Here is a 12,758-nt window from a genome sequence, read left to right as displayed (position 1 = left end):
CTCGAATCAGTCACACAACAATAGGCAACCGGCGCACGCGCTTGCCCGTCGCCGCAAACACCGCGTTCACCACCGCCGGGGCAATCGTCACCGTCGACACCTCACCAATCCCGCCCGGTGTTTCCTCGCTGTCCAGCAGATGCGTGTCGATCAGCGGCGCTTCATTCATCCGCAACAGGCGGTAGCTGTCGAAATTGGCTTGTTCCACTCGCCCGTCCTTGAAGGTGATGTTGCCGAACAACGCCGCCGTCAGGCCGAAGATTGCCCCACCCTGCATCTGCGCGACCACGCTGTCGGGCACGATGGCACGGCCGCAGTCCACCACGCAGGTGACCTTGTGCACCCGCACCTGGCCCGCCTCCACACTGACTTCGGCCACTTGCGCCGCATAGGTGCCAAAACAAAAGGTCAATGCCACCCCCCGACCACGCCCTGGCGCCAGCGGCGTGTCCCATTGGGCGTGTTGCGCCACGGCCTCCAGCACCTTGCGCGCGCGCGGATGTTTGTCCAGCAGGGCCAGGCGATAGACGATCGGATCCTGCCCGGCCAGATGGGCCAGTTCGTCGATAAAACCTTCCACCATGAACACATTCTGGGTATGCCCCACTCCCCGCCAGAAACCCGTGGTAATGCCCGCGGGCGGTTCGTGGCGCACGTAGTTCACGCCGATATGGGCGAAGTCATAGGGGCCGCTGGGGTCTCGGATTGCATCACCGTCGATGCCATGGGTGAAGCGCTCCGGCAACCAGCGCGCGAGGATCGATGAGCCGGTGACTTTATGCGTCCACACGATGGGTTTGCCGCTGGCATCGAGCCCGGCGCTGAGGTGGTTGAAATGGTAAGGACGCAAGGTGCTGTGGCGGGTGTCTTCCTCACGTGACCAGATGACTTTGAGGGGAAATGTCACTTGCTTGGCAAAGGCCACGGCGTGGGCCACGAAGTCCACGTCCAGGCGCCGACCGAAGCCGCCGCCGAGCAAATGGTTGTGTACCTGCACCTGGTTTTCCGCCAGGCCCGTCTGCTGCATCGCCACCGCCTGAGCCCGCGCCGGCACCTGGCTGCCGAGCCACAGGTCGCAGCCATCGGGCCGTACATGCACGGTGCAGTTCACCGGTTCCATGCACGCATGCGCCAGAAACGGCACTTCGTACACGGCCTCCAGGATCTTGCTGGCGCCGGCCAACGCCTGTTCGGCGTTGCCCACGGTCTTCACCACCGCACCCGCCGCCTGGGAGGCCTGTTCGATATCCGCGAGCATCTGCGCGGTGGAGAACTGGCCATTGATGCCTTCGTTCCACTGCACACTCAGTAGCGCCAGGGCCTTGCGCGCAGCGCCCATGTGCTCGGCCACCACGGCCACGGCAGTGTCGGTACGCAACACCTGCAGCACGCCCTTCACCGACAGCGCGGCGTGGTCATCGACACCGGCCAGAGTGCCGCCGATCACCGGGCAGGTCATGATCGCAGCCACCTTGAAGCCCTCAGGCCGTGCATCAATGCCATAGCGGGCAGTGCCGTTGACCTTGCTGGCCGAGTCGGTGCGCTGGCGGGTCAGGCCGATCAGTTGGAAGTGTTCGGCGCTCTTGAGTTCGACCTTGTCCGGCAGCGGCAAGGTCGCGGCCTTTTGCACCAATTCGCCATAGTTCAGTTGCCGTTGGCTGTCGGCGTGATAGACCACGCCTTCGCGCGCGCTGCAACGGCTTGGCGCCACGTTCCAGTAAAAGGCGGCGGCCTCCAGCAGCAAGGTGCGCGCAGTGGCCCCGGCCTGACGCAAAGGGGTCCAGGCACTGCGTACCGAGGTGGAACCGCCCGTGACCTGGAAACCCAGCAACGGGTTGGCATAGCGTTTGTTATCCGCAGGGGCGTGCTCGAGGTTGACCTGATCCAGGCGCACTGCCAGCTCTTCGGCAATCAACACGGGGATCGAGGTGTAGGTGCCCTGCCCCATTTCCACCTGGGCGATGGTGAAGGTCACCCGACCGTCGCGATCGATCCGGATAAACGCATTCGGCGCAAACACCCCGGTTTCATCCGCAACAACCTGCCCCATGGGCAAACTCAAGCTCAGCAACAAACCACCGCCGCTGGCGGCACTGACCTTGAGAAAACCACGTCGTGTGATCATGCGCTGGCCGCCTGCTTGATCGCCGCACGGATGCGCACGTAGGTGCCGCAGCGGCAGATGTTGCCGGCCATGGCGTTGTCGATATCGCTGTCACTGGGGTTCGGGTTGCTGGCCAACAACGCCGAGGCGGACATGATCTGCCCGGACTGGCAGTAGCCGCATTGCACCACTTCCAAGTCACGCCAGGCGGCCTGGATCTTCTGGCCGGCGGGGGTTTCGCCGATGGCTTCGATGGTGGTGATGCTGGCCCCCACCAACGCGCTCACCGGCATCACGCACGCGCGGATCGGCGTGCCATTCATCTGCACCGTGCAGGCGCCGCACAGGGCCATGCCGCAACCGAACTTGGTGCCGGTCATGCCCAGCACATCGCGCAACACCCAGAGCAGCGGCGTGTCGTCATCGACATCCACGGTGTGCGGGGTGCCATTGATATTCAGCGTCTGGGCCATGGGACAACTCCTGAGGATGGACGGACCATCTTAGGAGCACGCCGTGCGGCACAGAACGTCGCCAGCCCGCATAGGCTATGAAGGCAAACTTACTAAAGTACTTGCAGTGGTGGCGACGGCGCGAGGCTGGACGGCTCGCGCAGAAAGTCGATCAGTGCGCGCAGCTTACGGCTCACGCGACGGCGGTCGGAGTAATACAGGGTGAAGCCGGGCAAGGCCGGGCACCAGTCCTCGAACAGGCTGACCAGTTCACCACGGGCGATAAAGGGGTCGATGTGACCGCTGATCATGTAGCCGATGCCCAGGCCATCCAGCACGCTTTGCACCAGAGCCGACGAGTCGTTGACGATCATCCGCCCGCGCACCGGCAGTTGCAGGGTTTCCAGGCCCCTGGCGAAGTCCCAGCGCTCGACCACGCCGCTGGACGCACGAAACGTGATGCAGTTGTGCTGGAGCAATTCGCTGGGATGCTGCGGTGCGTCGTGCCGGACCAGGTAGGCCGGTGATGCGATCACACGCATGCGCAGAGCGGGGCCGACCTTGACTGCGACCATATCCTGCTCGACGAAATCGCCAAAACGGATACCGGCGTCATAGCCCAGGCGCACGATGTCCACCAGGGCATTTTCCATCGTCAGTTCGAGGTCAATCTGCGGGTGCGCCTGCAGAAATGCCGCGAGCACCGGTTGCAGCACGGTCATGTACGCGGCGCGCGGCACGTTGAGACGCAGCAAGCCTGAGGGTGAGCCGCTGCTGTCACCGACTTCCAGGGCCGCAGCCGTCAAGGCGCTGACCGCCGGTTGTACCTTGGCCAGGAAGCCCAGACCTGCTTCCGTGAGGCTGACACTGCGGGTGGTGCGATTGAATAACGCAACGCCCAGGCGCCGCTCCAGGTTGCGAATGACTTGGCTGACCGCCGACGGCGACACACCCAGGCGCACGGCGGCGGCCGAAAAGCTGGCATGTTCAGCGACGCAAACGAAGGTCACCAGACCGTCGAGTTGATCCTGGCGCATAAAGGGTTCCGCCGAAAATGAACGGTATAGCACAAGCATTGTGAAGACAGCCTTGAAAGCCTGAACAGCATTACAGGGCTAGCGCATTCAATCCAATGCTGTATCCATACCTAAAAGCTCTGCCATCAACACTTACTATATATTTTCAATCTGAAAACAGACTCGATAGCCTGACGGCTCACAATTCCAACAATAAATCGGGTATTCCTGTGAACTCATCCCCCCGCGCCCTAAAAAGCCTGCTGCACCTGGCGGTAGCTTTCGCCCTGTTCAACAGCGTTGGCGCCTACGCGGCCAACACCGGCGAGCTGCCCTGCACCACCACCGAACAATGCGCCGCCCAGGCCGCAAAAGTCGGCGCCACGCCGGACAGTGCGCAAACCGAGCGCAAAGCCAAAGGCGATCCCACCCAGACTCAATTCGCCTGGCTCAACCGCATCAACAAAGCCTCGATCGTGATGCTCACCGAAGAAGGCATTGTGAAACCCGAGATGGGCCAGAAGATCGCTGGCGGCGTGCGTTATGCGATTGCCCAGGCCTACCAGCCCGGCGGCACGCGCCCGAGCGATGTGCTGCAACTGGAAAAAATCATGACCGACAAGATCGGTCCCGAAGCCTCGCTGATCCATTCCGGCCGCAGTCGCCAGGACATGCTCGCCACTTACCGCCTGGCCGCCCTGCGCAGCCAGGTGCTGGCCTACAGCGAAGCCCTCAACGCCACGCGCCTGCGCCTGTTGAACATTGCCGACAAGAACGTCGATACCCTGGTGCCGGCCTACACCAACGGCGTGCAGGCCATGCCGATCAGCTATGCGCATTACCTGCTGGCCTTTGAGGCCGCGTTCGACCGTGATGGCCAGCGCATCCGCGAGCTGTACACACGCCTGAACAAAAGCCCGATGGGCACCGCCGTGCTGGCCAACTCGGCCTACCCGCTGAACCGCGAGCGCTTGGCCGAGCTGCTGGGCTTTGATGGGGTGCGCGAGAATTCATTGGATTCCAGCCAGGTGTCGACCTATGACATCCCAATCGAGGCGGCCAACCTGGCGTCGTCATCGGCGATTCGCGTGGGCGCCATGATTGGCGACATCCACACCCAGTATCACCAGATCCGCCCGTGGCTGCTGCTGGATGAAGAAGCCACTTACACCAGCAGCGCCATGCCGCAAAAACGCAACCCAGGCCTGTTGATGCGTGCCCGCGAGACCGCCTCGGATGTGGTCGGCCTGGCCCAGGCGGTGACCTTGCGCGCGCACAACGTCACCACCGGCATGACCGACTATAAATTCGCGTTCGATTCCCTGGGCGTGTTCCGTTCCACCCAAGAAATGTTCGAAAGCATGGATGCCGTGCTCGACGCGCTGCAGATCAACCCGCAGCGCGCATTGGAAGAACTGGAATCGGAATGGACCACCTCAATGGAGCTGGCCGACACCCTGGAGCGCCAGTTCAAGGTGCCGTTCCGGATTGGCCACAGCTTTGCCTCGCTGATCGTCACCGAAGCGCGCAGCAACGGCACCACGCCGAAAACCTTCCCCTACGCCGACGCGCAGAAGCTGTATCGCCAGGCAGCAGACAAGTACAAGTGGACGCCCAATACCTTGCCGCTGGATGAGGCCGGCTTCCGTGCGGCGCTGTCGCCAACCACCATGGTGCAGACCCGCAAAGGCACGGGCGGGCCGCAGCCGCAGGAGGTCAAGCGCATGCTGGTGGAGGCGCGCAAGACGCTGGAAGGCGATCAGCAATGGTTGAAAGAGCGGCGTGAGAAGCTCAAGGGCGCTGAAGAAAATCTCGATAAGGCGTTCGATAAACTCAAGGGCTAACACCCGGTCCACAATGTTGCGGTTTTCTACTGTGGTGAGCGGGCTTGCCCCGCGCTGGGCTGCGCAGCAGCCCTTTAAAAACACTGCATTCGGTCTGGATGAATGTAGTGAATGGTTTTAGGGCTGCTGCGCAGCCCAGCGCGGGGCAAGCCCGCTCACTACATAAAGCCAGTTCATGACAGCTCCCGTTGCAACACCCCACGATCAATCGACCGCTGCCACCCACAAATCGCCAGGCACGCCACGCAGTTGCCCAGCACATTGGTCAGCGAGCGGCACTTCATCAAGCGTTCCACCCCCAGCAGCAGCCCCACCCCTTCCAGCGGCACCAGTTGCAGGATGTTCAAGGTCGCGATCAAGGTGAACAACGCCGAACCCGCCACGCTGGTAGAGCCCAGCGACGTCACCAGGCAGATCACCAGCACCGCGAGCAACTCCGGCAAGGCGATCTCGACCCCGGCCATATGGGCCAGGAACATGATCGCGGTGGTGAGGTACAGGTTGGTGCCGGCCAGGTTGAAGGTGTAGCCGGTGGTCAACACCAGGCGCACTAATTGCCGGTCGCAGCCCAGCGCTTCAAGTTTATTCACGCAGCCTGGAAGTGCGGCGACAGAAGAGCCAGTAAATGTCACCAGCAATAACTCTTCTTTTAAATACACAATCAATCGGGATAACTTCACCCCGACCAGACGCGTAATAGTGGCGAACACTAAAACCACAAACAGTGCACTGACCAGATAAATAACCACGACAAACTTCAGCAGGGGCAACACTGAACTCACGCCGTATTTACCCACCACGAACGCCATCGCCCCAAACGCTGCCAAAGGGGCAAACGTGAGAATAATCCGCAGCACGAAGAACAGACCTTGCACCGCCGTTTCCAGCCAGCCCAGGCAGCGATTGCCGAGCGCACTGCCCCGCCCCAGCAGCAGCCCGCAGACCATCGCAGCAAACATCACTTGCAAGACCAGGCTTTGGGTAAACACGCGGTACAACGTCGAGGAAGCCGACAGCAGCGACAGCTCATGCAGGAAGTTTTCCGGCAGTACGGGTGGCGTCGGCAACGCGCTGTGTTCCAGGTTGAACACCCAGCCGGTGGCCATGCCGAGCATCAGCGCAGCACAGGACATCAATTGGAAATACACAATGATCCGCCGCACGACATGGCGGTGATGAGGCTCGCGCTTGATACCCGCGACTCCGGTGGACACCAGCACAAACAACAGGAAGGGCATCAACCAGCCGACCATCTTGATAAAAGCGTCGCTGAGCACTTTCATCTCAATCGCCAGGTTCGGATAAACCAGGCCCAACATCATGCCAAGTACGATGGCAATCAGAATAGGCAGGGTTCCGTTCTTGGCGTATCGGGTCGGCATCGTTACTCCAGCCTGTTTTTATTTATTGTTATTGTCGCCCCTTGCCGCTTTGGGCATATTGGGCGCCACGGTCGCTGCCGGCCGCAAATAATAAAGTCTTGTCACGGGATATACCACCATGGAACTTCGCCATTTACGCTATTTCATCATGGTGGCTGAAGAGCGACATTTCACCCGTGCCGCCGCGCGCCTGAACATGCAACAACCGCCCCTCAGCCAACAGATCCGCGCCCTCGAAACCGAACTGGGGTTCGACCTGTTCAAGCGCCACCCCAAGGGCGTCGACCTCACCGCAGGCGGCCTGGTGTTCCTCGATGAAGCGCGGATCATCCTCGCCCGTGTCGAACAGGGTTCGCTCAAAGCCTCCCGCGCCGCCCAGGGCATCGAGGGCACGCTGGTCATCGGTTTCACCAGCTCCGCCGCCGCCCATCCGCTGATCCCTCGGATCATCCGTGCCTACCGCGAGCGCTACCCCGGCGTGGAGTTGTCGATCAACGAAGGCAGCGCCCGCGAAGTGACCGAAGACAGTGTCGAAAAACGCATCGACATCGGTATCCTGCGCGCGCCGGTCAGTACGCACCAGAGCCTGACGTTCCATCGCCTGCTCAATGAAGAAGTGCTGCTGACCCTGCCCATCGGCCACCCGCTGCTGAACACCCCCGGCAGCGCCATTCCCCTCGCAGCCCTCAAGGATGAACGCTTCATCCTGGTACGCCGCCCCGGCGCGCCGGGGATGTACGCGAACCTGATCAAGGCCTGCCAGAACGCCGGTTTCGAACCGAAAATCGCCTTTGAAGTGGAACGCATGCTCACCAACGTCAGCCTGGTAGCCGCCGGCGAAGGCATCTCGGTGGTCCCGGCGTCGATGCGCGATGTGCACCGCGAAAGCGTGGTGTATTGCCGGATCAAAGACGCACGGCCCAAGCTGCTGGCGCCGATCACGCTGGTGCGACGCACGTTCAATCCGTCGGCGCCGCTGCAGAATTTCATTGGGTTGGCGCGGGAGTTGGGTGGGGTGTATCGCAAGGGATCAGGCCAACTGGCCTTGGCTGGGTCATCAGGTGAAAACTCTCGCTGAGCAAGTCGACCGTTGCGCGAATACTGTCGGTTTGACGTGGTACCGCGAACAATCCGTAATTGACGCTCAAGGCCTGACTGCCGCTGGAGCCCAGCGAGATCACACGCATGGTGTCCGGGCGAATATTTTCTGCCGGCAGTAATGCGACGCCCAAGCCGCTTTCCACGGCAGCCATGATCACGCCGATATTCGGGCTGGTGACGGTCACGCGAAAATCGCGGCCGGCGGCCAACAACGCGTCGAACATCAGGCGCCGCCACGCGCAGGGTTCGGCATACACGATCACATCCAACGCCGACGTCGGGTCGATCTCATCATCGATCCCACACACCCAATACAGCGGCATGTTCCAGGTATGCACGGGGTCGGCGGCAAATACCGAGCTCACGCCGACGGCCACGTCGAGCAAACCATCGTGCCAGCGTTCAGCGAGGGCATCGCCGTGGTCCACGGTGATGTCCAGGTGCACGTGGGGGCTGGCACGGCGTAAACGGCCCAGGGCAGCCGGCAACGCTGAGACGGCGATGTCTTCCGACAGGCCGACGCGCACCGTGCCCATCACCGTACGTTCCTTCAAGCGTGTCGCCACCGTTTCGCCGAGTGCCAGAATGCGTGTGGCATAGCTGAGCAACAATTCGCCCTCAGTGGTCGGCACTACACCACGCCCAGTGCGACGCAGCAGGCGTTGACCGAGCAACTCCTCCAGCCGGCGAATCTGCGCACTCAGCGCCGATTGTGCCCTGCCCGCCTGTTGCGCAGCGCCACTGAGGCTGCCGTGATGACACACCGCAACAAAAGTACGCAGCAAATAGGGTTCAAACGCGTCGGATATCATGTTTGGCATAACTCTGAATCAACCGCTATCAGCCTACCGTGATAGCCACCATCTGACTACGCTGCTCAGCCTGTTCAATCAGTGAGTAGACACATCATGGATAACACCCAGAACCCACGCATCGTATTGGCCGCTCGTCCCGATGGCCGACCGAAGACCAGCGATTTCCGCCTCGAATACGCACCCATCCCAGAGCCGGTCGATGGACAGGTGCTGCTGGAAAACCTTTACCTGTCTCTCGACCCCTACATGCGTTGGCGCATGAGTGCCGCCAAATCGTATGCCGAGCCGGTGGGCATCGGTGAAGTGATGGTCGGCGGCACCGTGGCGCGTATCAAACACTCACGTCACGCCGATTGGCACGCAGGCGATTTCGTCTTGGCCTACGCCGGCTGGCAGCGCTTCGCGTTGTCTGAGGGGCAAGACCTGCGCCGCCTGGACCCAGGCATCGCACCGCTGACCACCGCCCTTGGCGTGCTGGGCATGCCGGGGTTCACGGCCTATGCCGGCCTGCTCAATATCGGCAAGCCCAAACCCGGCGACACGGTCGTCGTCGCAGCGGCGAGCGGTGCAGTCGGCTCAGTGGTCGGCCAGATCGCTCGTCTGCACGGTGCACGCGCCGTGGGCATTGCCGGTGGAGTGGACAAGTGCACATTCGTGAAGGACGAACTGAGCTTTGATGCAGTCATCGACCACCGCGCCCCGGACTTTGCCGAACAGTTGGCCAAGGCGTGCCCCAAGGGTATCGACGTGTACTTTGAAAACGTCGCCGGGCCGGTCTGGGACGGCGTGCGACCGCTACTCAATGATTTTGCACGGATACCCGTGTGCGGTCTGATCGCCCATTACAACGATGGCGCCCTTCAAGAAGCAACGATCGACCGATTGCCCGCAACAATGCATGACATCCTCGCCAAGAGCCTGACCGTGCGTGGGTTTATCCAGACCGAATTTGTCGATCAGCAACAGGACACATTCTTGAAAGAAGCTGCGCAGTGGATCGCTGAAGGCAAACTCAAATGGCGCGAGGATGTTGTCGACGGACTGGCCCAGGCACCCGAGGCGTTTATCGGGCTGCTGGAAGGGCGCAATTTCGGCAAGTTGATCGTGCGCCTCAATCCACAATAAACAGCTTCGCGCCAATACTCGTCGATGAGCGATGGTCTTCCATGTCATTGCCCACCTGATAACTCATTCCGGCCGTCAGGGTGAACTGACGGCCGTCTTCCAATTCAGTGTGCAACTCGCCTTCAAGACACAACAGAATGTGCCCTCTCCAGCACCAGTGATCCGCCAGATAGCCGGGTGTATATTCGACCATGCGCACGCGGGTGGTGCCGAAGTGGCAGGTACGCCATAACGCCTTGCCGATAACGCCCGGATGAATCACGGGTTCGACAGTGGACCAGTCAGTAGTGCCAAAGGGGACGGCAGTGAGTTCCATGATGAGCTCGAAGGTTGGTTAGCAAGGCTTGAGGCTATTCATCTGAAGCAACGGGCGATAGGCACAGATCAAACGCTTTTTTGGGATACAGGTATCCTGCTCGCAATGCTCCCCTGGATTCGCTTATGCACATCGACCCCGCGTACATCCTTCACGAAACCGAACACTGGCTGCTCAACCACCACCTGGCTTCGGCGTTGCCCGGCTACCTGATGCTGGGCGCCAAAGCGCCGATCCACGCCCTGGCCGACATGCCGGAAGCGGCGCTCGCCGAATTAGGTGGGTTGCTGGCGAAGACTCAGCGGGTGATGGAAGCGCAGCTGAAACCGAAATGGCTGTACATCAGCCGTTACGGGCACATTCCGGGGTTCCCGCTGCATTTTCATTTCATCCCGGTGTACGACTGGGTGGAGGAAGCGTTTTGGCGGGACGAGCGTTATCGGGTGCTGCAAGGTTTTGGCGCACAGGGACTGGCGCAACCATCGACCGATGGGGCTGAGTTGACGTTGTTTGTATGGCGTGAGTTTGGCGAAAGCCTCACGCCACCGCACATCCAGGGAGACACGGTGCATCAAGTGATTGAGCGGTTGCGCGCAGCCTTCACGGGTCAGTAGCGCGCACTGTCAAAACACCCAGGGTCCTCATCCAGGTATTTCTTCATTCGCCGCCACAAGGTGGTGGTGCTGATCTGCAAGCGTTTGGCCGCTTCTTCGCGGTTGCCGCGCACGCTGGTGAGCACTTCGTGCAGCAGCGCCTTTTCGCTCCTGATGGGCGCGTCCTGCGCAACCGGCACGTCCGCCGAAAGATCCTCCAGCACGTCCTCCAGCCACGGCTGTGCAAACGGCCGCCCCTGGCTCATCACCGCCAGCCGTTCGACGATATTGCCCAGTTGCCGGATATTGCCCGGCCAGGGGTAACCACTCAGGCGCGTCAGCAGTGCTTGCGACGGCTCGCCGGTGTCCATCGGCAGGCTGCGCAACTGGTGGCGCACCAGTTCGGGGATGTCGGCGCGACGTTCACGCAGCGCCGGCAGGTGCAATTTGAGCACGCAGATACGGTAAAAAAAGTCCTCGCGAAACAGCCCTTGGACCATCAATTTCGGCAGGCTTTTGTTGCTGGCGGTGATGATGCGGATATCCACCGGCGTGACCTTGTCGTCACCGATACGCACCACTTTGCGCTCCTGCAGCGCACGCAGCAGCTTGACCTGGATGTCGGTGGAGGTTTCGTTGATTTCATCGAGGAAGAGCGTGCCGGTGTGTGCCAGTTCGAACACGCCTGCCTTGCCTTCGTTGAGCGCGCCGGTGAAAGCACCTTTGACGTAGCCGAACAGTTCACTCTCCAGCACGCCGGGGGCGAACGCCGCGCAGTTGATCGCCACGAACGGGCCGTGTTTGCGGCGCGAAGCGTTGTGGATGCTCTGGGCGAACAACTCTTTGCCGGTGCCGGTTTCGCCTTCGATCATCACTGTGCTGTCCACCGCCGCGTAGGTCAGGGCCAGGCGCTTGGCCTTGGCCAGCGCCGGGCTGCTGCCGATGATGTCGTCGAAATTTTTTTCGGCCAGGTGCTGGCGGACCAACTGGCGACGCATCTTGCGCTCAATGGCGGTGATTTCGGTCTGGTTTTGCAAAGTGGCGACGGCGCCGATCACCTGGTTGTCCAAGGTGATCGGTGCGATGCTCAGGGTCAGTGACAGCCTTCCCAAGGTGATCAGCGCACCCCGCACCGGGCGCCCATGGTTGAGCACCTGGCTGAAGTAGTCCTGGGTCAGCAGGCCGTCGATGCTGTCGCCGATTGCCAGGCTGCCCAGGTACGCGGTGGCCACGCTGTTCATATTGGTGACCGTGCGCTGGCTGTCGACACTGAAGATGCCTTCGGACACGCAGTTGAGGATCGACTGGATCATCTCGTAGCGGCTTTGCAGCTCGACGCGTTTGAGCCGCCGTTCTTCCTCGACCTGCAAGAGATGGAGGGCTTCGTCGATGGCCTCATCGGCGGCATCCGCATCGGCTTCGGACATGATGTAGTGCATGCCGCGCGCAATCACCGCCTGACGCAATGAAAGCCCGCCAATCGCCACTTCAATGCCCTCAGCGAGCAAACGGTCCAGCTGCGCTTCTGTAGTTTGATGGCTGCCCAGCGGATCGATCCGGCAGATCGCGACCTCAGGCATGAAAGGCCGGGCTTTTTCCAGGATGGTCGCGTAGCCCTCGGACGTTGCCAGAAAGGCGATCCTGGCCGAGACCTGCTGCGCCCGCTGGTAAGCGTTGATGCAGTCGAAAAACGTGTGCTTGACCTCAACGATGGGCACCCGCAACTGTTCGCGCAACACGCTGGCGGTACGCCCACGGCTGATGATCACGCTGACGCCGCTTGCGATCAGCTCGCGGGCCTTGAGTACCGCGTCGTGCTGCGCCGCTTCGACCACCCCCAGCGACAACCCGCGCTGGCCGAGAATGCCGCGCATCACGGCGGTCAAGGTACTGGAGGGGGAAATGACGGCGATGGTGCCTTGCATGGCGTAGCTCGATTAGCGCGGACGAGGATTGCAGGTTATTTCAGACTGCATTTATTTGAAAGACCCTGAAATCAACCAAGCCCTC

General features: G+C 61.3%; 11 protein-coding genes. 4 read left to right on the top strand and 7 right to left on the bottom strand.

The window, feature by feature from the left end:
* Nucleotides 1-10: 10 nt before the first annotated feature.
* The 3 genes from ACP7BX_RS15955 to ACP7BX_RS15945 form a co-directional block, all read right to left on the bottom strand.
* The gene (locus ACP7BX_RS15955; RefSeq protein WP_426160674.1) at nucleotides 11-2,125 is read right to left on the bottom strand and encodes a molybdopterin cofactor-binding domain-containing protein; all 2,115 of its coding nucleotides are present in this window, start codon (nucleotides 2,123-2,125) and stop codon (nucleotides 11-13) included.
* A complete protein-coding gene (locus ACP7BX_RS15950) occupies nucleotides 2,122-2,577 on the bottom strand; it encodes a (2Fe-2S)-binding protein (protein WP_033896649.1) in 456 nt (151 codons plus the stop codon). Before ACP7BX_RS15950 ends, ACP7BX_RS15955 begins: the two co-directional genes overlap by 4 nt.
* A gap of 92 nt (nucleotides 2,578-2,669) precedes the next feature.
* Entirely contained in the window at nucleotides 2,670-3,593 is a 924-nt protein-coding gene (locus ACP7BX_RS15945; RefSeq protein WP_426160672.1) for a LysR family transcriptional regulator, read from the bottom strand.
* 209 nt (nucleotides 3,594-3,802) lie between these two features.
* Between ACP7BX_RS15945 and ACP7BX_RS15940 the strand changes: the two genes are divergently transcribed.
* Nucleotides 3,803-5,416: an argininosuccinate lyase gene (locus ACP7BX_RS15940; RefSeq protein ID WP_426160671.1), complete on the top strand. Its 1,614-nt coding sequence runs from the start codon at nucleotides 3,803-3,805 to the stop codon at nucleotides 5,414-5,416.
* A 173-nt stretch (nucleotides 5,417-5,589) separates the two neighbouring features.
* On the opposite strand, the gene ACP7BX_RS15935 is transcribed toward ACP7BX_RS15940, so the two are convergent.
* Complete coding sequence (locus ACP7BX_RS15935; protein ID WP_426160881.1) at nucleotides 5,590-6,798, bottom strand: cation:dicarboxylate symporter family transporter; 1,209 nt, start codon at nucleotides 6,796-6,798, stop codon at nucleotides 5,590-5,592.
* A 118-nt stretch (nucleotides 6,799-6,916) separates the two neighbouring features.
* On the opposite strand from ACP7BX_RS15935, the gene ACP7BX_RS15930 reads away from it, so the two are divergent.
* A complete protein-coding gene (locus ACP7BX_RS15930; protein ID WP_426160880.1) occupies nucleotides 6,917-7,876 on the top strand; it encodes a LysR substrate-binding domain-containing protein in 960 nt (319 codons plus the stop codon).
* Here the strand turns inward: ACP7BX_RS15930 and ACP7BX_RS15925 are convergent.
* Nucleotides 7,785-8,720, bottom strand: coding sequence for a LysR family transcriptional regulator (locus tag ACP7BX_RS15925; protein WP_178954596.1), 936 nt, complete (start codon nucleotides 8,718-8,720; stop codon nucleotides 7,785-7,787). The genes ACP7BX_RS15930 and ACP7BX_RS15925 overlap by 92 nt on opposite strands.
* A gap of 87 nt (nucleotides 8,721-8,807) precedes the next feature.
* Here ACP7BX_RS15925 and ACP7BX_RS15920 point away from each other — a divergent pair, with 87 nt between their 5' ends.
* Nucleotides 8,808-9,839, top strand: a complete 1,032-nt coding sequence (locus ACP7BX_RS15920) for an NADP-dependent oxidoreductase (RefSeq protein WP_426160879.1) — start codon at nucleotides 8,808-8,810, stop codon at nucleotides 9,837-9,839.
* On the opposite strand, the gene ACP7BX_RS15915 is transcribed toward ACP7BX_RS15920, so the two are convergent.
* Entirely contained in the window at nucleotides 9,826-10,155 is a 330-nt protein-coding gene (locus ACP7BX_RS15915; RefSeq protein WP_426160878.1) for a DHCW motif cupin fold protein, read from the bottom strand. The two genes, ACP7BX_RS15920 and ACP7BX_RS15915, sit on opposite strands and share 14 nt — an antisense overlap.
* 125 nt (nucleotides 10,156-10,280) lie before the next feature.
* Between ACP7BX_RS15915 and ACP7BX_RS15910 the strand changes: the two genes are divergently transcribed.
* On the top strand, nucleotides 10,281-10,769 hold the full coding sequence (locus tag ACP7BX_RS15910; protein ID WP_426160877.1) for an HIT family protein: 489 nt from the start codon (nucleotides 10,281-10,283) through the stop codon (nucleotides 10,767-10,769).
* On the opposite strand, the gene ACP7BX_RS15905 is transcribed toward ACP7BX_RS15910, so the two are convergent.
* Nucleotides 10,763-12,673, bottom strand: a complete 1,911-nt coding sequence (locus ACP7BX_RS15905) for a sigma 54-interacting transcriptional regulator (RefSeq protein ID WP_426160876.1) — start codon at nucleotides 12,671-12,673, stop codon at nucleotides 10,763-10,765. The genes ACP7BX_RS15910 and ACP7BX_RS15905 overlap by 7 nt on opposite strands.
* Nucleotides 12,674-12,758: the final 85 nt, after the last annotated feature.

The sequence above is a fragment of the Pseudomonas sp. DWP3-1-3b3 genome, from assembly GCF_049896305.1.
GTDB classification, from domain to species: domain Bacteria; phylum Pseudomonadota; class Gammaproteobacteria; order Pseudomonadales; family Pseudomonadaceae; genus Aquipseudomonas; species Aquipseudomonas azotoformans_A.
Note: the sequence above shows the minus strand (reverse complement) of the source record. Positions and strands in the feature narration are given on the sequence as shown.